Origin of the sequence: Superficieibacter sp., from assembly GCF_032071645.1 — a bacterium.
In the GTDB taxonomy this organism is placed as follows: Bacteria; Pseudomonadota; Gammaproteobacteria; order Enterobacterales; family Enterobacteriaceae; genus Superficieibacter.
The window spans coordinates 48,526-68,404 of the sequence record NZ_DAMAPU010000006.1 but is presented as its reverse complement, the minus strand read 5'-3'; the positions used below and the strand labels follow the sequence as shown (position 1 = coordinate 68,404).

Below are 19,879 nucleotides of genomic sequence, written 5' to 3'. Positions count from 1 at the left end.
ACCCGGCAGACAGCCTGCCGGGTAAATTTTACACGCCAAACGCTTCCCGATACGCCCGCACCGCCGCCAGATGCGCCGCCATTTCCGGCTGCTCTTCGAGGTAGGCAATCAGCTCTTTCAGCGTGATGATCGAAATCACCTTGCAGCCGTAATCGCGCTCAACTTCCTGAATGGCAGAAATCTCGCCGCGTCCGCGTTCCTGGCGATCCAGCGAAATCAGTACGCCCGCCAGCTGTGCGCCGTGGGCCTGAATAATCTCCATCGACTCACGAATGGCGGTGCCTGCGGTGATCACATCATCAACCAGCATCACCCGGCCCTGCAACGGGCTACCGACCAGGTTGCCGCCCTCGCCGTGGGTTTTGGCTTCTTTACGGTTAAAGCAGTACGGTAAATCGCGGTCATGATGCTCAGCCAGCGCAACGGCGGTGGTAGTCGCAATCGGGATGCCTTTATAGGCCGGACCAAACAGCAGATCGAACTCGATACCGGAATCCACCAGGGCTTCCGCATAAAAACGACCTAACAGCGCCAAATCGCGGCCGGTATTAAACAGCCCGGCGTTGAAGAAATAAGGGCTTTTGCGCCCGGACTTCAGCGTAAACTCGCCAAACTTCAGTACCTGCTTGCCAAGCGCAAACTCAATAAACTGTCGCTGATATGGTTTCATGGATCTGCTCCTCATCTCACTTTATTACAGGCAAAAAAAAGGCGACTTCTCAGTCGCCTTAAAACTAATTTTCTAACGCCGCCTTCTGCGTCGCCACAATGGACTCTATTCCCCCTCGCGCCAGCGCCAGCAGGGTCAGTAACTCTTCATGCGTGAACGGCTCGCCTTCGGCCGTTCCCTGTACCTCAATGATGCGACCGTCTTCGGTCATCACCACGTTCATATCTGTCTCTGCCGCTGAGTCTTCGACGTACTCCAGATCGCAGACCGCTTCACCATTGACGATGCCCACGGAGACGGCTGCCACCATGCCTTTCAGCGGATTGGTTTTCAGCTTACCGGCTGCGACCAGCTTATTCAGCGCATCGGCCAGCGCCACGCAGGCACCGGTAATGGATGCGGTGCGCGTACCGCCATCGGCCTGGATCACGTCACAGTCGAGGGTAATGGTGAACTCGCCCAGCGCTTTGAGATCCACCGCCGCACGCAGCGCGCGGGCAATCAGACGCTGAATTTCCATCGTGCGACCGCCCTGTTTACCCTTCGCCGCTTCGCGCGCGTTACGGGTATGGGTTGAGCGCGGCAGCATACCGTACTCGGCGGTGATCCAGCCCTGCCCCTGACCTTTCAGGAAGCGCGGCACGCCTTCATCAATAGACGCAGTGCACAGAACTTTGGTATCACCAAATTCGACCAGCACGGAGCCTTCTGCGTGTTTTGTATAGTTACGGGTCAGGGTGACGGGACGCACCTGATTGACGCTACGGCCTGCTGGACGCATGTTGAATTCTCCGGCTTAAAACGAATGTGGCTGCGCATTATACGGGCTTCCGGCGGTTATTCCTATCATGACAAGGCATGGATAGCTATAATCCTCCCATCTCTCCTTTAAAAACAGGAACGTTTATGATCCGCAGTATGACCGCTTATGCCCGCCGTGAAATCAAGGGCGAATGGGGTAGCGCCACCTGGGAAATGCGCTCGGTAAACCAGCGTTATCTGGAAACGTATTTTCGTTTGCCGGAGCAGTTCCGTAGCCTTGAGCCGGTGGTGCGCGAGCGTATTCGTACCCGCCTGACGCGCGGTAAAGTCGAGTGCAGCCTGCGTTTTGAACCCGATGCCAGTGCCCAGAGTGAACTGAACCTGAATGAGAAGCTCGCGAAGCAGCTCGTGACTGCCGCGAACTGGGTCAAAATGCAGAGCGACGAAGGGGAGATTAATCCGGTCGATATCCTGCGCTGGCCGGGCGTAATGGCCGCTCAGGAACAGGATCTGGATGCGATTGCCGCTCAAATCCTCGCCGCGCTGGACGGCACGCTGGATGACTTTATCGTCGCCCGTGAAACCGAAGGCCAGGCGCTGAAAGCGCTGATCGAACAGCGGCTGGACGGTGTGAGCGCAGAAGTAGTTAAAGTCCGCGCCCATATGCCGGAGATTCTACAGTGGCAGCGCGAACGTCTGGTGGCAAAACTGGAAGATGCTAACGTCCAGTTGGAAAACAACCGTCTGGAACAAGAGCTGGTGCTGATGGCCCAGCGCATCGACGTCGCGGAAGAACTGGATCGCCTCGAAGCGCACGTTAAAGAAACCTGGAACATCCTGAAGAAGAAAGAAGCCGTCGGCCGCCGTCTGGACTTTATGATGCAGGAATTTAACCGCGAATCGAATACCCTGGCGTCGAAGTCGATTAATGCTGAAGTGACTAATTCTGCGATTGAGCTGAAAGTGCTGATTGAGCAGATGCGGGAACAGATTCAAAATATTGAGTAAGCGATTTTAAGGGCAGGATATTTACTGCGCGAAGTGATTCCGGGAGCCTGTGGGAAGCAGGCTTTTTTATTGGGATCGTCTTTTGGCTGCTGCACCACAAACCTTCCGACCTGCGGGGCATAATTATAGTGTAAGTCCGTTTTACCGTCGGCCTATTGCCCGGCGTAATGCAGAGCGATGCCAGTGATCATTTCGCTTCACGGCAAAATGCGATTGCCTCGCCCAGGCAGGTTTGAGACCGGGACGGACGTTACCGTGAAGATCACGGAAGGGTGCATCGTGCTGATGGCTGGCGGTAATGAAATGCAGGAAGGTGAAGCAGGCGTTTAAGACACTGACAGGCGGAGTGTTTAGTATGTTGAACGAGCGTAAAATAATAAAAAGTCGGGAAGGTTTAATTTTCTTCCCGGCTTTTATTAGTTATAAATTATTTTTCTTCCATTTATTACTTAGCCTGATGATTTCACTAAATAATTCATTATCATCCAGATCGTTTTCATCTCTTAATTCAGGGTCAGAGCAATAAACATCTAAAGTTGTAAAAACACGATCAACATATATTTGAATATTTTTATCAATTTTACTGAAATCATCGGAGTCTCTATAATGGCGCCATGCAGCAATATATTTTTTTTCAAATTCAATTGCAGGAATATTTCCAGAGATAAAATCCTCTATTAGCCCCAACAATTCTGTTTCATTTTCCTTAGAACACATTTTTCAACTCCAACAAATCAGTCACTTGCCTCTCTGATAGCTTCCATCCAGATATAAAATTACCATTCATATCCGTCATAACATTAAGATTGGTTTTTGGATTAAAATAATGATAGACATCCTGACTCCATCTATATTTACCAACTATAGGTGTCGTGTCGGGTAAATCAATATGATTTCTCATAGCATTTTCGAATACTTCTAAACCTTGCTTGCTAGCATTTCCGGGGACACCAAAATCAATAGCATGTTTGAATTTTTTCTGTAATTGTTTCGGGGAAAAATTAACAGAACATCCAGTTAATCCCAGTGGATCAATATATGACAGCGGATTTTTGACGTAACTATAGAGGTTTACTCCCCCCGCCAGCCCTATCGGATCCTGCACCACAAACCGTCCGACCTGCGGGTCATAATACCTAAACAGATTATAGTGTAAACCCGTTTCACCGTCGGCATATTGCCCGGCGTAGCGCAGGGGCTGATGCCGCAACGTGGCGCTGTTCGCCAGCCGCGACAGGCCTTCACTCTGGTAGCGTACTTCACCAAAACTGCCGTACTGCCCGCTCCAGCGTACTGCGCCGCTGGCGTCGGTGACTTCCAGCGGAGCGCTGTTCAGGTCGGTACTGAACCAGAGGATCTCACCCTCATTCGCGGTATCGGGGTGATCGATACGTGCCAGCGGGCTCCAGGCCTCATTTGGATCGTAGAGGTAAGTGCTGTCACGCCCTCCCTCATGCTGTTCCTGTAATAGACGGTAGCCCTGCCAGAGAAAGCGGGTGGTGGTGGTACCACGGCCAGTGCTGACGGTTTTGCGGGTTCGTCTGCCCAGCGCATCATAGTGATAGTGCGCGCGGAAACGGCCTTCCGGCCCGGTTCCGTGGGCTGTGACCAACCGATTTTCTGCATCCCAGGTAAAATGCTGCTCATACAGACCGCTGCGGCGACTGATAAGGTTGCCCCACGCGTCGTACTTCATGAACAGGTTCTGCCAGTGCTGCAAACGGTTGTCGGTCAGCGGTACGGCGGGCGACTCGTCATCGTTTGCGGCCAGATTATCGGCAGCGTCGTAGCGGAAATGGTTGTTCTTGTGTCCCTGCCTGGCTTCATAGTGCCGGAGCAGGCGGCCTTCCGCATCGTAGCCATAGCTGATTTCTCCGCGCAGGGTGTCACTGACCCCCGCCAGTTCACCGCGTCCGGTGTAGCGGTAAAGGCGTTCGAGAATCGTTTGCTCCGGCAGGGCGACATCGGTGCTAAGTTCGCTGCGCTGTAGGGTGCGCCTGCCGAGGCGGTCATACTGGCGGAACTGTTCGCGTGCGCCCTGGCTGCGCTGGATCTCCCGGTGCAGGCGGTCGCGGGTGAACTCCGTCACCAGTTGCTGCCCAAAACGAATGGCGCTGACGTGACCGGAGCCGTAATGCAGCCATGATATCTGCTGTGCGCCGGGCAGCGTGAGGGAGGTCAGGTTGCCGAGCGCATCCCACTCACAGGCAAGCGCGCCGTTGACGCCGGACTCGCCCAGCACGCGCCCAGCGGCGTCCAGGGTAAAGTCCACATTATCGCGTTCAATGCCCAGCGCCGCGCCTTCTGCGGTGGGAATGCGCTGCACGCTGGCAAGCTGTCCGCTCTGTTTACGCAAATAGCGGTACTCCGCATGGCGGTGGCGGCGTCCGGTCAGCAGGCCGCTGTCGTCGTAGCTGAACTGCTCCTTACGCCGGGCGATGCCGCCATCGGCAGCGGGTTTGCCCTCCTCCCGCAGCGCGCTCATAAAGCCCCGCGCGTCCCACTCCATATAACGCACCGTCTCATCCGGGCGGAGTTCGCTGAGCAGGCGGCCTGCGGCGTCCCGCGTAAAGCGGTATTCGCCGCCGTTACCGTTCTCCAGCCGCAGCAGGTTGCCACGCGGATCGTAATGCCAGCGACGGGTGCGGTTAAGACGATCAGTAAGGCTGACCGGCTGGCCCAGCGCGTTGTACGTCCAGCGCATCTCATCTTCCAGCGGATCACGCCAGGCGCTGAGCTGACCGCGTTCGTTCCAGATTAGCGACTCGCGGCTGCCGTCCGGGTAAATCACTGCGCTAATCAGCCCCGCCGCGTTCCATTCCCGGCGGGTGACGTTACCTTCCGCATCTTCGCTGCTGACCAGTTGCCCGAAGCGATCGTAGCTGAAGCGGGTCACGCTGCCGGAACAATCGGTACGCTGCGTCAGCAGTCCCTGACGGTTCCACTCCATCCTGACCACGCCGCCGATGGCATCGGTGATGCGATCCGGCAACGTCTCTTCAGCATCGGCATAGTGATACGTTGTGGTGTTGCCACAGACATCTGTTTCAGCCAGCAGGCGACCGCTGAGATCGTACTCGTTATGGTCAGAGGTGAAATCAGGATACTGAATGCGGGTGATACGGTCGGTCAGGCGATACCAGTGCCAAATCGTCTGCCGCCCCGCCGGGTCCGTCTCCTGCGTCATACGACCATAATGATCCCAGACGCTGGCGCGGATAGCGCCGCCGGGCAGGATGACGTCACAAAGCTCGCCGTTGCGGTAGACAAAAGCGGTCTGCCGACCATCGAAGTCCGTAAAGCGGGCAACGTTATCATCATCGTCAATCAGCCAGTGCGCCTCGGCTCCGTCATCGCGGATGGCACGGCGCGTACCGTTAGCGAAGTCATACTCAAGCGTCATCTGCTCGCCGCCGCTGTGCCGGAAAGCAACCACGCGCGGCAGCCCGTTAATCTCCTGCCACTGGTATTCACTGAGCAAGCCGTTGGCATCTTCATGGGCGATCATCAGCCCGTCCTGCCAGCGGAAACGCCGACGCAGCTGACCGCCACGCCCTGATACCGCGATCAGCTGGCGCTGCTCATCGTAGGCGTAGCTGACGAGACAGACGTCATCATCCAGCCAGGCACCGACGAGACGGTTGCCTTCATAACGGCAAACCACGCGCTGGCCGGCGCTGTCGGTCAGCGCATGAAGCGTATGGTCCCCGTTCCACTCAAAAAGAATATCGTTGCCGCAGGGTTCGGACAGCCGCTGTAGCAGGGAGGGCGCGTCATCCTGCAACGGCGCAAAGTGCCAGCGTTCACCGCTGAGGTCATACACCGACCAGCTATCGTCGCGGTGATGTTCCAGCCATTGCTTCTCGGACTCGCACCAGGTGCGCATCCCCCTGGGCACAAGGGGAAAAGAGACGTAATCCCCGGTCGGCGCGCGCCAGACCAGGCCGTCCTGATAGCGCTCCAGCCGGGTCTCCCAGAACAGGTTCCAGCCGCGCCCCAGCACGCTGTCGCCGGGGTTGCCGCTGCGCCAGTAGCGCTGCCAGCGCACGGGCAGGCGGGAGGGCAGCTCAAAATCCAGCTCGTCATCACCCGCGAGGAATTTTTGCCCGCTGACAATATGCACCGGGCGAACGATAATCCCGACGGCAGCCAGGCCAACCATCAACGCGCCGGAGCGGCAGGCGATCTGCATGATTTTATTGATACCGGGGATCTTCGCCAGCTGTCGGGCTATCGCCCCTGCTTTACCGACGGCTCCGCGTATACCGCCGAAAAGTCCGGCTAATAACAGCGTCAGATCGGACGCTTTATAGACCCACGAAGGCACTTCTGGCTTGATGGGCAGCATCGCTTTGGGCGGGCCACCGATAAACACGTTGTCGGAGCCGGTCATCACCTTCGCGCCGCAGGTGGTCTGGTCGCCGATACGGGAAGCGGGCTGGCTGTTGATAAAGACCAGAGACGATCCTTCCGACATCTGCATTGTCGGGCCGTCGTCCTGGCAATCCACAATGCTGATGACGGCAAGGGCGGCGCGTCTGCTGTTGGTGAAGACGTTGCGGGAGCCTGTTTTGATGGTTCCTTTTTTGGTCATCCTGCTGGCCCCGTCCTCCGCGATGCTGTCCCTCGCCGACACCGCCAGATTGGCGGACACCGTACCGACAACAAAGCTGAGGCCGATAAGCAGTAGCCCTACGCCCAGGCAGGAAGCCCCTATGCCCGCGATAAAAAGCGCGGTAGAGGCCCAGCCGCCCGCTGCCGCGATGATCCCGCCGACAATCGTTCCGGCGATCATCCCGGCCAGGGCACCCGAATGACCGATATCGTCATCGATGCGGGCTGCTTCAAACATGGCAAAAATCCTTATTATCAGGCGTGAAAATGAAAACTGGCGAGCAGGGCGAGAAATAGCGCGTTATCCGCATCGTTGAATGCGGCAGAAGAACTCATGGTGAAGACCAGAACCTGCCGATCTGCGGAATTAAACACCGCCTGCTGCTGCCAGATCCGCCTGCCGTCGCGTAGATAACTGGCATGGACGATTTCACCCTGTAACAGGTTATTGCCGAGCGTAGCCGCGTCGCGCAGTCCCTGTTTCCAGCCTTTCAGATGTTTTTCCATCAGCGCCAGTTGACGGTCGATATACGCAGCCAGCGTTTCGTCCGGGTTGAGAGTATCGCGCGCAATATTCAGCGCGGGCGCGTGGGCGGCAGGAGGAATAAAGGCGTTAACCGTGCGGTCCTGATAACCGTCAGGCAGCGTGACCTGGCCTTCAGTAAACAGGCAGACTGAATTTTGTGGTGACATTAAGCGGTTTCCACCCCGTATTAACGAATGACTGAATGAGGCGCGGCGTGACGGTCGGCCTTAATCACGTAAATCAGCGAGCCAATTTTGAGCAGTTCAGAGAGAATAAACAGCGACAGATAAATCCAGTTGTTTCCCGCGCCGAATAATCCCGTTAGCGCCGGGAAAAGCGCCAGCGAATAGCGCGAGGCAATAAAGCGCAGCACTTCCTGGCAGAGGGCAAATCGCACTGCATAACGGTGTTTCTTAAAAAACAGCGCTGCCGAAACAAATAACGACAGCAGCATGATCAGGTCGAGAACAAAAAACAAAGTGACGGCTACACTATAGCCGCCGTCGCCGGTGACGTTGTTATCCATACCGGTAAAGGCGATAAAATCAGAAATAAAGGGCACCCGTCCATTGGACACCGACGCGATGACGTACATTGCAATAGCCAGCACATCCATTGCGCCCCAGAAATAAAATATTTTAGTTTTTAAATTCATAATCCTCATCTCTTACGCCGGGGATCCACTGCCATGATTTACCGCTGACCGCCCATGCATCGTCGCTTTCCTGATATTTTTGGTAGGTCGCGCGTTTTTCGCCGTAGCGTCTGATGACCGAGCGCTGTGAAAGAGTGGCTCTGGCGTCATCCGCCAGGTCCGCCGGTAACGGCGTCCAGAGCTGAATTTTATCGCGCGAGGTGTTCATATAATCTTTACCGTCGGAGCCAAACACGCGGCCCTCATCGCCCATGCTGGTCAGACGGTTAATCGCCATAATAAGCACATTCTTACTGCCGTGATAATCGTTATCCGACGTTTTCCAGTATCCCGGCCCGTACTGCGCCGTCGCGGGGACAAACGCGCTGCGGGTGGGCGACGGTTTACCGGACTGCGACACGCTGGAGCGATATTTTTCCAGCACGTAATTCACAAAATGCGCGCCGTAAGCATTTTCATCCACGCAAAACAGTTCGCCGTTTTCAGAAATGAAAAACGGATAATAAAATTTGGTGCGTTGCAGATGATCGATAACCACGATATCCCCGGCATCGATCATGCTCTCTATTTTGCTGAGATTCTGCGTATAGAGCGGGTCAAATGCCGCATTGGGATTATATTCAAAGCGATTTTTTAAGGTCATGCCATCAATACTAAAGAATGGATTCGTCGCGCCCCTCACCACCACAAAATGGCTGCGGATATAATTTTTCGCCCACGAAGGCGAAACGATATTTTCATATTCTTTAGGATGAAGATGCTGCCTTCGCAAATCATACATATTCATAGCAGGCGTCTCCTGATTAGGGTTGCGGCAACATCGCTCAGGGTGCCAGCATCACCACTTTAAACTGGCTCGGCACAATGCGCATCCCCACGGTATTAGTGGAGTTTTGCAGGCTAAGGCTGGTCATCCGCGTGGCGGGCGTGCCTTTCAGCAGGACGGTAAATGCGCCGGTCAAATGCCGGGACGGCCCCATCACCGTGCCGGAAGCCACGCCGGTGGCAACGCCGGGGTTATCGCCATTGGTCAACGGCGTCACGGTCGCCATATTGTGCGCGGGCATCCCCATAAACAGAATGTTCACCGCGTTGGGGATGGCCGTGGGACCCAGCGCGATATCCGGGTACGGGATCGGCGTGGGCGCAGGCATCGGTGTCAGGCAGACATCCGGGAAGGCGAGATCCACGCCGAAAAGCTGGCAGTTTGCAAACATAGTCGCTCCTTATCCCATATGGATCTGTTCTGAATCCACTTTGGTGATCGCCTTTGAGGTGATCAGCGTATTGTGGGCGTGCAGCCGGGCATAGTTTTCCGCTTTCATATCCAGTTGCCCCGCGCGCACCTGCTCCGTCTGCCGGGTGGTACGCAGCAGGTTATGGCTGATCTGGGTCACGGTCTGCCACACCGATTCGGCGCGTTTGCCCACAATGCGCGACAGCGTGACCCACGCGGAGAGTTTGTCGCCGCTGTATTTCATGTCGCTGATATGGCAGTCGCCGCTCTGCGCACTGACGCGCAGGGTAGCGCTGGCGAGGCTAAGCTCGCCCCCGCTGGCAATCCGCAAATCGCCGGGAACGCTCAGTTCAGCGCTATGCGGGTCCGCGCGCTCCAGTACCGCCAGCAGCCAGATTTGATTTTCTACGCTTGCGATCAGCACCGTATCGCCCACCTGGGGCGCGATCACACAGCTTACCGCGCGGCGGCAGTGCCAGCCGCGCCCTTCGCTTTCCACCGTCAGGCTGCCATCGGCGAAGCCGTGAGTCACGATCCCGGACGCCTGCGCTGGCGGCATGACGCTCTGCGCCAGCTTATGGTTAATCTTATTCATCTTCTCTCCTTAGCTCCGGCTCTGGCGCTGTACGCTCCACGCCTCCGCAGCCAGTAGTTCTTCGTCATATTCCAGAATCCCCTGCCGCCCGGAAAAATACGCATTTTCCTGGCGGGCGCGGTGCATTCGGGTACGGGAAAAGGTCGCACTGCGAAAATCGGCGTTGCGCAGATCCGCGCCGGTAAAATCGCCGTAGGTCAGATCGCAAAAGGCGAACTGCGCCTGCCGGGCGCTGACCTGATGCAGGATGGTCTGAAAGAAGCGGCTCTGGCTGAAATCCGTCTGCGTCAACGTCGCCCCGGCAAAAATGGCCTGATCGAAAAGGCTACCCCGGCACTGCGCGCCGCTCAGATCCGCCTCCATAAACAGCGCCTGGCTGGCATTCACCTTGTTGAGCTGCGCGGCTTTCAGCGACGCGCCCTTAAAGTTGCACTGGGTTAACTGCGATCCGTTGAACAGCGCGCCGTCCAGCGGGCAATCGGTAAACTGACAGCCGATAAACTGCTGACGGGTATAGTTTTTGCCGCGCTGGTCGCACTTAAAAAAGACGCTGCGTTCAAAGCGCCCGCGCGCCAGCGAAGTGGTGCGCAGATCGATATCGTAAAACGTCGTTTGCAGGCTCTGGCAATCGTCAAAGATGCTGCGCGCCAGCGTCGATTGAAAGAAAGTGCTGCTGTGCAGTTGGGCCTGATGAAACGCGCTGTCATCCAGGGCGTTGTTCATAAACTGCGTGGTATTCAGCGTGCTGCGCGAGAAACGACTGCCGGTCAAAGTGCACTGGCTGAAGACGCACTCTTTTAACCCGCTGTCGCAGAACGAAGCATTCGCCAGTTCACACTGGTTAAACGCCGTCTTGTTAAGATCCGCGCCGTCGAAAACGGCCCCGTTCATCGGGCATTCGGTAAAAACCGTCTCCTCCAGCCTGACCCCGCGCAAATCCACGCCGTTGAGTGAAACCGCCTGAAAAATGCCCCCGGCGAGGTCGTACCCCTTAAAATCCACGCCATCCAGCGCTATCTCGCTGATGACCTCGCCCGCTTTTATCTGCCGTTGCAGTTCGGCTGCGCTAAGTGCTGTCAAATTATCTCTCCGTCTCGCTTCGGCAGACTTTTGATCCGTTTGGTATACGCGCCGTCCAGCCGGGTTTCGCTACTGGTAAAGGACTGGGAGAGATCGGCGCGAAACAGGTTGGCTCCCCGGAAAACCGCACCGGCCAGCTGGCTTTTCTGCAAGATGGCAGCCATCAGATTGGCATCGGTAAAATCGGCATGGCTGAAGTTGGTGCGGATAAACAGGCTGCCCGCCAGACAGGCGCGGACAAAATTCGCCTGACGACAATCCGCTTCGCTCATATCGCTGTTTTCCAGCTTTGCGCGCGTAAAGCGTGCGCCGTGCAACGCCGTCTGACGCAGGTTACTGTACCTGAACGTCGCGCCGGTAAAGTCGGCCCCGTTGAAGACGCTTTGCGTGACGGCGGAACAGTTGATCCACGTCGCCTCATCAAATCGCGCCTGCTCTGCGCGGGTTTCAATAAAAGAGCAGTCTTCAAGCACCGCGTGGCTGAAGCGCGCGGCCTCCAGCGTCGATTGCAAAAACGTGGTTCTTTTCAGCCGGGCATGGCTGAAATCCAGCTCCGGCAGGGTCAGTTCCATAAAAACGCAGCCTTCAAGCGTGGCGCGCGTGAAGCGGCAGCGGGTAAGCCAGGCTTCTCGCAGCAGCAGGTTATCAAGCCGCGCGTCGTCAAAGCCGCAGTCATCAAACAGCGCTTCCTGCAACGCGGTTTCCTTAAGCTGCGCGCCGCTGAAATCACAGTGGCAGCACTGGGCCAGCGCCAGGCTGGCTCCGGTAAAATCGCACTGGCGCACGGAAGTGTGATGCATTTCCGCACGCGCCAGCATCGCCTGGTGAAAACAGGCACCGTCAAGCTGACAGTGGCTGAGATCCGCACACTCCAGCAGCGCTTTGCTGAAATCCGCGCCGCGCAAATCCATACCGGAAAAATCGGCCCCGGTCAGATCCATTCCGCGAAAATCGCCGCCCTGGGCCATGCAGCGTTCGGCCCGCTGACGGATAATCTGCGCCAGATCGCCGGTCAGCCGCCGCGCTGGCGGCTGATGTTGTACTGACATCATGTACATCTGATGCAGCGCCTCGCGGCTTTGCGCCAGCTTGCTTTCGCTAACAGCGCTGGTGTTCTGCGCCATCATCTCCTGCATTAAATACATCGCTTCCGGCCCGCGCGGCTGATTGTCATCATCGCGCCGCGGCGGATATTTTTTCTCCAGCTCGCGCTGTTCCTCTTCCGCCGCCGCTTTCATCTCTGCCATCCGGCGATCCATTTTTTCGATAAATTCCGGCAGGTCTTCCAGCGCCGGGATCTGCGGGTCGTCCATCTCGTTAAGCAGGTCGTTAATATCACCACCGTTTTTTTCCAGCATTGCCCGATGCTGCTCCTGCAGTTGCTGAGCGCGATGCTTCAGGTTGTCGCTCATCGGGCTGGCGTTTTGCGCGACTTCGCTGTCAATCCACGGGCCGATGGCCTCTTCCGGCAGCAGATCTTTTTCGCGAAAGGCGAAAATCGCGCCTTTCTCTTTATCCATCCGCTGAGTCAGCACCTTGCGGTAGTGGCTGACCGAGCGGGACGCGCCCTGCTTTTCCAGCGCGGGCAGCAGTTGCAGCACGTCGGCAGCATCGTCTTCATTAATGCGGATATGACCGTGCCAGATGAGGATCATCTGTTCCAGGTGCGGGAAAAACCAGACGGTGGTCGGGCGCAGCGCGATCTCTTCAAAAAGCGTCTCTTCGCCGCGCTGGCGGTTGATAAAACAGCGCGCCTGCCACAAGGGCAGACGGCCTTCCTGGAGCGGTTTTTCCGGGTGCATATTCCAGATGCGCCAGTTGGCTCCGGCAGGCAGAGCGTCCTTTTCCGCCCACCACTGATCGGGGCTGGCGGCGTTAAATACGCGCCAGTCGATGTCCCGTGCGAAGCCGGGAAAATCCTGTTGCAGCCAGCTGGCGTCATACTTTTTGCCCATCCGGCTAAACCGGCGCGGCCAGAGCAGATCCAGCGGCCCGAAGCTGACCGGCTCCGGCTTTTGCTTCGGCGAGGTAATGCGCCCCTCAAAAGGTTCGATATTCGGCAGGGGGTGAAACTCATGCCCCTCGCGCATATCGGGGCGAAAGCCGACGCCGTGCGGATTCTCGGCAAACCCTTCACCGCCGTAAGCGCGGGTCCAGTCGAGAGGCATCTGCGTAAACGGCTGCGGCGGGGTCATCCGATTGCCCGACCAGTAACGATCGCCGAAACTCACCAGCGTCTTGCTTAAATTGCCGACGTCAATGCGCACCGCGCAGGCGGTTTTATCCTGCTGATGATGGGTAAAGGCATAGCCCGACGCCAGGAATTCGGCCTGCGCTTTCGGGATCGCCAGATCGACCACCCCGCCGCTGGTCTGCAACTCGTTGGCCGCCAGTTGCCACAGCTCCATCTCCGGGCGAAGTCTGGGATTTTCCCCCATATCCGCCAGCGCCAGCACCGATACCCCAAGATGATTTTTCCCCTGCCAGCGGTACGGACGATTCAGTACGCTCAGGCGCAGAGGCTTTACGATTTTCATGCCGGGCATCCTTCAAAGGCAATAATAACGACAGGCGTTAACGCCTGTGACGATCGCTATCAGCGGATATGATCGCCGAAGATCAGCGGCTTATCATATAAGGCGATTTTCTTCGGATCTTTCGGATCGTATTTAATGGTGGTGCCGTTGCCGGGCTTAAATTTTTCGATTTCTTCGAACGTCAGCGCTTTCGACAGGCTGGATTCAACCTGCACGTTATCTTCGGTAACAAACCGGAAGGTTAATAAATAAATGGGTTTATTCCCGCCCCAGGCGCTGGTCTGGTGAGCGGCAATAATATCCGCATTGACCGCCACTCCTTTTTCCCGCACCCGGTTTTCCACGATGCCCTCTTTGATCATCGGAATAAACTCGAAAAAAAACAGTCGCCCCAGAGCGAGGGTCGCGATTACGCCAATAAGGATTTTTAGCGTCAGACCGATTGCATCCCACATAATTGGTTTCCTATAAAAATAAAGTCATCAGTTTGGAACTGATATGGACCTGGCCCGACGAAATAAATGCGCCCAGTAATTTCATCTCCATCGCGCTGTTTTTCCATTCGAAAGCTTTATGGCTGAAGGAAAGCGGGGTGGAGGAAAAATAAGACTGGGTCCAGCTGGCGGAAAGTAATTTCCCGCTGATGGCAAACGTATCAAAGGTGATGCGTTTACTGGCGTAGCTCATCGCCTGCTCGGCAAAACTGTGGGTAGAGGTGTCGGTCGTTTCAAACGCGGGCGATTCGATTAACACCTTCGTTCCGCTGGTCAGCTTAATGAGATTCGGGCTGTAAATACCGATCGCGCCCGCGTTAACATTTTGCGTCCAGTCGCCGCTGTCTATATTGACCAGCACGCCGCCCTCAACTTTTTCATCCCGGCCTGCGCCCTTGATGGTGGTCTTCACGCCGAGGTCGATGTCTTCCGTCAGCGTTCCGGTAATGTGGTACGTCTCATTGCCATCCACGGTGGTGTCGCGGTTGCCGGTGATGTTGTTAATCTCGCCGCCGCTGACGATAGTGAAATTGCGGCCCTTATCGACCGTGGTTTTCTCGCCGTTGTTGTAGGATTTGGTTTCCAGATCCTCCACGGTGGTGGTGCGCTTTGCCGCAAACGCAAAGGTGCCGTCCTCGCCAACTTTACGCGTTTCGGTTTTCTTCACCGTGGTTGACAGATGCCCGTCAATGTCCACCGTCTTGTCGTTTTCCACGGAGATCTTCATGTCTTTCTCAGAATGCATCTCAATGGCTTCGCTGCCCGCTTTATCCTCAAAGAAAAGGTAGCTGGCGTTATCCTGATGGCCATCTTTACTGCGGGTCATAAAGCCCATCTGCGTCGCGGCGGCGGGCAGCGCCCACGGCGGCATACTGGATTCGTTATAGACCCGTCCGGTGACGATGGGGCGATCCGGGTCGCCGTTGATAAAGTCGATCACCACTTCGTCGCCCACGCGCGGAATTTGCACCCCGCCGAAGCCCTGGCCCGCCCAGGCGCTGGAGACGCGCACCCAGCAGGAGCTGGTGTCGTCGCCTTTCGCCTGTCGATCCCAGTGAAATTTCACCTTGATGCGCCCGTATTTGTCGGTCCAGATGCTCTCGCCCTGCGGTCCCACCACTTTTGCCGTCTGCGGGCCGAAAGTGCGCGGCCACGCCGTGACCGGGGCGGGGCGGAAGGTCACCGCCGACGGGATCACCGTGAAATCGATCCGGTGCACCGTCTCGCCGCTGTCCCCGCTGGCGTAGCGGTTTTCCTCGAAGTAGTAGCCTGCGGCGGTGGTCAGGTACTCGCCGTTATCGCTGAAAAACGGCGCGTTGCTCAGGGCGAAGGTGCGCCCGGGCGCGATACCCACCGCCGTGGCGGTGGCCTGGATCTGCTGGTGCTCCACCTGCCAGCGCTCCTGGCGTATCCGGGCGTAGAACTCCCCGTGCCCGTGCTCGACAAAACGCCCCGGCCAGTCGTAAACGTCGATGTTCCCCGGCTGCGGCGAGGCCGGGTTCTGCCGGGCCTGGAACAGCCATGCGCCGGGCTTGCGGAAGTCGTAGTCATCGAGGCTGTAAATCCCCGGGGTCACGCTGTCCTCCAGCGCCCACTGGCTGATGCCCTCTTCATCCGTGCTGCCGCCCGACGGCGTCTGGTGATAGGGAATGGTTTCATAACCGGCAACCGGCTGGTGCTGGGTGGCGGCATCGGTCAGCACCAGGGTGTGGCGGTCCGCCTCATGCTGAAAATGGTAAGCGATGCCCTCCAGCTCCATCAGGCGGCTGATAAAGTCCAGGCTGCTTTCCTGGTACTGAACGCAGTAATCCCACACCCGGTAGCTGCCGGTGAGCCGGTCCTCCAGGTTCACCTGGTACTCGCCCAGCAGGGTTTTGACAATCTGCGGCACCGTCTGCCCCTGGAAAATACGCAGGTTACGGTCGCGCTTCATCGGCCACAGGTCCGGCTCCACCGTCAGCTGGTACACCGCGTAGCGGGTGCCGGACAGTTCGGCGGCGCTGACCGCCGCGCGGGTGATTTTGCCGTTAAGGTAGCGCGGCGCAGCCAGGCTTTCCGTGGGAATGGTCACCGTCACCGGCTGACCAAGCAGTTTGCTGCGGTCAATGCGCGCATCGGTGCCGAGCAGCGTCAGGGTCAGCGTGAACGATTCGGACATCGCTTCACGACCGGAGAGTTTCCAGAACAGCAGACCGTCGACCGGGAGCCGGACAGTAATTCGGTTAAGCATAGCGTTTATTCCGTTCGATTATTTACCCGCGTTAAAAACGAAAAATTCATCCACTTCCTGCTGAATATCGCTTTGATGCCCGGTGCCCGGTGCATCAATCGCATTGCCGCCCCCGTCCGGGTTCAGATGCAGTTCCCCGGTGAGGGTATTAATCTGGGCGCTTTTTTTGGCGGTGAAATTAAAAGTATTACCAATAATATTGACGCTGCCATCCTGCGTGAGTTCAATAGCGCTTTCGCCACACTCCAGCCGCAGCGTATTACCGGCAGCAAGCGTGAAATTATTGACGACTTTATCGCTGCGGGTATTGCCCGTCAGACAGGTAATATTGCCTTTGACCCCCGCGTTCTGGTCCTTCACCACCCGCAGAGTTTCGTTTTCGCCGATGAACTGGGTGTGATTTTTTTCGATAGTGTGGGTTTCGTCGTTCTTAACGTTGGTATCAAGGTTACGTTCCGCCTGCACCCATACCTGCTCTTCGCCCGCTTTGTCCTCAAAGCGCAGGGCGTTGGCGTTATCGACCGATCCATCCTTCGAGCGGCTCAGAAAACCCATCTGGGTGGCGGCGGCAGGCAGCGCCCACGGCGGCATACTGGATTCGTTATAGACCCGTCCGGTGACGATGGGGCGATCCGGGTCGCCGTTGATAAAGTCGATCACCACTTCGTCGCCCACGCGCGGAATTTGCACCCCGCCGAAGCCCTGGCCCGCCCAGGCGCTGGAGACGCGCACCCAGCAGGAGCTGGTGTCGTCGCCTTTCGCCTGTCGATCCCAGTGAAATTTCACCTTGATGCGCCCGTATTTGTCGGTCCAGATGCTCTCGCCCTGCGGTCCCACCACTTTTGCCGTCTGCGGGCCGAAAGTGCGCGGCCACGCCGTGACCGGGGCGGGGCGGAAGGTCACCGCCGACGGGATCACCGTGAAATCGATCCGGTGCACCGTCTCGCCGCTGTCCCCGCTGGCGTAGCGGTTTTCCTCGAAGTAGTAGCCTGCGGCGGTGGTCAGGTACTCGCCGTTATCGCTGAAAAACGGCGCGTTGCTCAGGGCGAAGGTGCGCCCGGGCGCGATACCCACCGCCGTGGCGGTGGCCTGGATCTGCTGGTGCTCCACCTGCCAGCGCTCCTGGCGTATCCGGGCGTAGAACTCCCCGTGCCCGTGCTCGACAAAACGCCCCGGCCAGTCGTAAACGTCGATGTTCCCCGGCTGCGGCGAGGCCGGGTTCTGCCGGGCCTGGAACAGCCATGCGCCGGGCTTGCGGAAGTCGTAGTCATCGAGGCTGTAAATCCCCGGGGTCACGCTGTCCTCCAGCGCCCACTGGCTGATGCCCTCTTCATCCGTGCTGCCGCCCGACGGCGTCTGGTGATAGGGAATGGTTTCATAACCGGCAACCGGCTGGTGCTGGGTGGCGGCATCGGTCAGCACCAGGGTGTGGCGGTCCGCCTCATGCTGAAAATGGTAAGCGATGCCCTCCAGCTCCATCAGGCGGCTGATAAAGTCCAGGCTGCTTTCCTGGTACTGAACGCAGTAATCCCACACCCGGTAGCTGCCGGTGAGCCGGTCCTCCAGGTTCACCTGGTACTCGCCCAGCAGGGTTTTGACAATCTGCGGCACCGTCTGCCCCTGGAAAATACGCAGGTTACGGTCGCGCTTCATCGGCCACAGGTCCGGCTCCACCGTCAGCTGGTACACCGCGTAGCGGGTGCCGGACAGTTCGGCGGCGCTGACCGCCGCGCGGGTGATTTTGCCGTTAAGGTAGCGCGGCGCAGCCAGGCTTTCCGTGGGAATGGTCACCGTCACCGGCTGACCAAGCAGTTTGCTGCGGTCAATGCGCGCATCGGTGCCGAGCAGCGTCAGGGTCAGCGTGAACGATTCGGACATCGCTTCACGACCGGAGAGTTTCCAGAACAGCAGACCGTCGACCGGGAGCCGGACAGTAATTCGGTTAAGCATGATTACATCCTGATCTGACAGCAGCGCGCCCGTGTGGGCAGCGTTGAATGAATTATTATTGCGGATTGATAAACCATGTGCCGGGTTTATCGATCTCCAGTGCGCGGGTACGGGTCTGACCGTTGCCCTGCACCGTGAACTCGTAGCGCCCCGGCGCCAGCTTCAGCGATCCGAAGCCGTTGGTCGCCGGGGTCAGCGATACCGCTTTGCCGTTCAGCGCCAGCGCTTCGCCGTTCTGGATACGCACGTAAACCAGCGCGACCGGTGCCGCTTCGGCGGCGGCAGGCGGAGTGGTAACGGCAGCAGGCGGCGCGTTGTCGACTTTTGCCGGGGTGCTTTCGGCTGGCGTTGTCGCTGGCTGAACGGGCGGCACCGTCGGCGCTGTCTGCGCGGGTGGGGTCGGGGTGGCGCTGGCGGTGTCCGGGGCGGCCTGTTTCTCGCTGCCGCCAAACACCAGCGCCCCGACGATAACGCCTGCCAGTACGCCTACGGCAATCATGCCGGGGACTTTATAGCGCCGCCAGTCGAGGACCGAGGCTTCGGCCTCCGGCTCTTCCACCGGCACCAGCATCGTACCCGGCTTCTTCACGCCCAGCCCATCGGCAGGACCGGCAACCGGCATCTCAATCAGCGCGGCAAACTCATCAATCGACTGCGGGCGATCTTCCATACGCAGCGCCAGCGCCCGGTCAATCGCCTGTAACAGCGGTAATGAATAGCCCGGCAACGGGCGCTCTGCCAGCGGTTGATAGCTGTCCTGAATACTGCGCACCACGCTCACCGGCGGCGGCGAGCCGACAATCAGCGTATACAGCACCGCGCCAAGCGCGTAGATATCGGTCCAGGGGCCCTGCTCGCTTTCATTGTCATCGGTGTACTGTTCAATGGGGGCGAAGCCGGGACGCAGCATGGTTTCCGTTTCATCGGACAAATTGCCGATGGTGCGGCGGGCCGAGCCGAAATCCAGCAGCACCGGCAGGCCGTTATCCTGCATCTGAATGTTATCCAGCGAGATATCGCGGTGCAGATACCCTTCATCATGGAGCGTTTTCACCGCGCCAAGCAGCGTTGGCAGCATCCGGCGGATCCAGGCTTCATTCACCAGCGTGGGGTTCTGTTCACGCAGCCGGGAAAGCGCGGTGCCGCTGTAAAACAGGGTGCCCATGTAGGCGGTGTCGTTCTGTACCCAGAAGCGCAGTACGTGCACCAGATTAGGATGATTAAAGCGCGCCAGTAACCGCGCCTCCTGGATAAAACTGTTCAGCCCGGCGGAAAAGGCTTTGCTGAAGCGCTCGCTGCGCAGCACCAGATTCATATCATCGTTACGGATCGCCAGAGAAGCGGGCATAAATTCTTTAATAGCGATGGTGCGCTCAAGCTGGTGATCCCAGGCCCGGTACACGATGCCAAAGCCGCCGCCGCCGATCACCTCTTTAATTTCAAACTCGTTAAAGCGGTATCCGATCGGCAGTGCGTTAGGGACAGTCCGATTGTTATCATTATCCGTCATAGTCAAAAGCT

General features: G+C 57.7%; 16 protein-coding genes. 1 reads left to right on the top strand and 15 read right to left on the bottom strand.

Translation table 11 applies throughout. The features are described from left to right. Positions 1–28 precede the first annotated feature (28 nt). Both pyrE and rph read right to left on the bottom strand, forming a co-directional pair. Positions 29–670: an orotate phosphoribosyltransferase gene (gene pyrE, locus RT197_RS13220; RefSeq protein ID WP_312951383.1), complete on the bottom strand. Its 642-nt coding sequence runs from the start codon at positions 668–670 to the stop codon at positions 29–31. Between the two features lie 64 nt (positions 671–734). After that, positions 735–1,451 (bottom strand): ribonuclease PH, encoded by a 717-nt coding sequence (gene rph / locus RT197_RS13215; protein ID WP_194207582.1) that lies wholly within the window; start codon positions 1,449–1,451, stop codon positions 735–737. Positions 1,452–1,576: 125 nt separating this feature from the next. Here rph and RT197_RS13210 point away from each other — a divergent pair, with 125 nt between their 5' ends. Next, a complete protein-coding gene (locus RT197_RS13210) occupies positions 1,577–2,440 on the top strand; it encodes a YicC/YloC family endoribonuclease (protein WP_312951380.1) in 864 nt (287 codons plus the stop codon). Positions 2,441–2,860: 420 nt separating this feature from the next. Here RT197_RS13210 and RT197_RS13200 read toward each other — a convergent pair whose 3' ends face one another. The 13 genes from RT197_RS13200 to RT197_RS13140 are packed head-to-tail and all read right to left on the bottom strand — an operon-like array spanning position 2,861 to position 19,868. Beyond that, a complete protein-coding gene (locus RT197_RS13200) occupies positions 2,861–3,157 on the bottom strand; it encodes a colicin immunity domain-containing protein (protein WP_312951379.1) in 297 nt (98 codons plus the stop codon). Next, positions 3,147–7,292 (bottom strand): RHS repeat-associated core domain-containing protein, encoded by a 4,146-nt coding sequence (locus RT197_RS13195; RefSeq protein ID WP_312951377.1) that lies wholly within the window; start codon positions 7,290–7,292, stop codon positions 3,147–3,149. Before RT197_RS13195 ends, RT197_RS13200 begins: the two co-directional genes overlap by 11 nt. A gap of 17 nt (positions 7,293–7,309) precedes the next feature. After that, the gene (locus tag RT197_RS13190; protein WP_312951374.1) at positions 7,310–7,747 is read right to left on the bottom strand and encodes a DUF1795 domain-containing protein; all 438 of its coding nucleotides are present in this window, start codon (positions 7,745–7,747) and stop codon (positions 7,310–7,312) included. Between the two features lie 20 nt (positions 7,748–7,767). After that, positions 7,768–8,235 (bottom strand): hypothetical protein, encoded by a 468-nt coding sequence (locus RT197_RS13185; protein WP_312951372.1) that lies wholly within the window; start codon positions 8,233–8,235, stop codon positions 7,768–7,770. Then, the gene (locus RT197_RS13180; protein WP_312951370.1) at positions 8,219–9,022 is read right to left on the bottom strand and encodes a hypothetical protein; all 804 of its coding nucleotides are present in this window, start codon (positions 9,020–9,022) and stop codon (positions 8,219–8,221) included. The genes RT197_RS13185 and RT197_RS13180 overlap by 17 nt, the downstream gene beginning before the upstream one ends. A 37-nt stretch (positions 9,023–9,059) precedes the next feature. Next, positions 9,060–9,452 carry a DUF4150 domain-containing protein gene (locus tag RT197_RS13175; protein ID WP_312951368.1) on the bottom strand — a complete coding sequence of 131 codons (393 nt, stop codon included), beginning with the start codon at positions 9,450–9,452 and terminating at the stop codon, positions 9,060–9,062. Between the two features lie 9 nt (positions 9,453–9,461). After that, positions 9,462–10,067: a DUF3540 domain-containing protein gene (locus tag RT197_RS13170; protein WP_312951365.1), complete on the bottom strand. Its 606-nt coding sequence runs from the start codon at positions 10,065–10,067 to the stop codon at positions 9,462–9,464. 9 nt (positions 10,068–10,076) lie between these two features. Then, positions 10,077–11,147 (bottom strand): pentapeptide repeat-containing protein, encoded by a 1,071-nt coding sequence (locus tag RT197_RS13165; protein WP_312951363.1) that lies wholly within the window; start codon positions 11,145–11,147, stop codon positions 10,077–10,079. Then, complete coding sequence (locus RT197_RS13160) at positions 11,144–13,684, bottom strand: DUF2169 domain-containing protein (protein WP_312951361.1); 2,541 nt, start codon at positions 13,682–13,684, stop codon at positions 11,144–11,146. Before RT197_RS13160 ends, RT197_RS13165 begins: the two co-directional genes overlap by 4 nt. A gap of 59 nt (positions 13,685–13,743) precedes the next feature. Continuing rightward, positions 13,744–14,139: a DUF3592 domain-containing protein gene (locus RT197_RS13155; RefSeq protein WP_312951358.1), complete on the bottom strand. Its 396-nt coding sequence runs from the start codon at positions 14,137–14,139 to the stop codon at positions 13,744–13,746. Between the two features lie 10 nt (positions 14,140–14,149). Continuing rightward, positions 14,150–16,408 (bottom strand): type VI secretion system tip protein TssI/VgrG, encoded by a 2,259-nt coding sequence (locus RT197_RS13150; protein ID WP_312951355.1) that lies wholly within the window; start codon positions 16,406–16,408, stop codon positions 14,150–14,152. Positions 16,409–16,426: 18 nt separating this feature from the next. After that, on the bottom strand, positions 16,427–18,358 hold the full coding sequence (locus RT197_RS13145) for a type VI secretion system tip protein TssI/VgrG (protein WP_312951352.1): 1,932 nt from the start codon (positions 18,356–18,358) through the stop codon (positions 16,427–16,429). A gap of 55 nt (positions 18,359–18,413) precedes the next feature. Next, on the bottom strand, positions 18,414–19,868 hold the full coding sequence (locus tag RT197_RS13140) for a serine/threonine-protein kinase (RefSeq protein ID WP_312951350.1): 1,455 nt from the start codon (positions 19,866–19,868) through the stop codon (positions 18,414–18,416). Between the last annotated feature and the right edge of the window lie 11 nt (positions 19,869–19,879).

Bases quoted from the DNA above. Each gene is read 5' to 3' on its own strand.
- pyrE (WP_312951383.1), bottom strand. From the start codon at position 670: ATGAAACCATATCAGCGACAGTTTATTGAGTTTGCGCTTGGCAAGCAG.
- rph (WP_194207582.1), bottom strand. From the start codon at position 1,451: ATGCGTCCAGCAGGCCGTAGCGTCAATCAGGTGCGTCCCGTCACCCTG.
- RT197_RS13210 (WP_312951380.1), top strand. From the start codon at position 1,577: ATGATCCGCAGTATGACCGCTTATGCCCGCCGTGAAATCAAGGGCGAA.
- RT197_RS13200 (WP_312951379.1), bottom strand. From the start codon at position 3,157: ATGTGTTCTAAGGAAAATGAAACAGAATTGTTGGGGCTAATAGAGGAT.
- RT197_RS13195 (WP_312951377.1), bottom strand. From the start codon at position 7,292: ATGTTTGAAGCAGCCCGCATCGATGACGATATCGGTCATTCGGGTGCC.
- RT197_RS13190 (WP_312951374.1), bottom strand. From the start codon at position 7,747: ATGTCACCACAAAATTCAGTCTGCCTGTTTACTGAAGGCCAGGTCACG.
- RT197_RS13185 (WP_312951372.1), bottom strand. From the start codon at position 8,235: ATGAATTTAAAAACTAAAATATTTTATTTCTGGGGCGCAATGGATGTG.
- RT197_RS13180 (WP_312951370.1), bottom strand. From the start codon at position 9,022: ATGAATATGTATGATTTGCGAAGGCAGCATCTTCATCCTAAAGAATAT.
- RT197_RS13175 (WP_312951368.1), bottom strand. From the start codon at position 9,452: ATGTTTGCAAACTGCCAGCTTTTCGGCGTGGATCTCGCCTTCCCGGAT.
- RT197_RS13170 (WP_312951365.1), bottom strand. From the start codon at position 10,067: ATGAATAAGATTAACCATAAGCTGGCGCAGAGCGTCATGCCGCCAGCG.
- RT197_RS13160 (WP_312951361.1), bottom strand. From the start codon at position 13,684: ATGAAAATCGTAAAGCCTCTGCGCCTGAGCGTACTGAATCGTCCGTAC.
- RT197_RS13155 (WP_312951358.1), bottom strand. From the start codon at position 14,139: ATGTGGGATGCAATCGGTCTGACGCTAAAAATCCTTATTGGCGTAATC.
- RT197_RS13150 (WP_312951355.1), bottom strand. From the start codon at position 16,408: ATGCTTAACCGAATTACTGTCCGGCTCCCGGTCGACGGTCTGCTGTTC.
- RT197_RS13145 (WP_312951352.1), bottom strand. From the start codon at position 18,358: ATGCTTAACCGAATTACTGTCCGGCTCCCGGTCGACGGTCTGCTGTTC.
- RT197_RS13140 (WP_312951350.1), bottom strand. From the start codon at position 19,868: ATGACGGATAATGATAACAATCGGACTGTCCCTAACGCACTGCCGATC.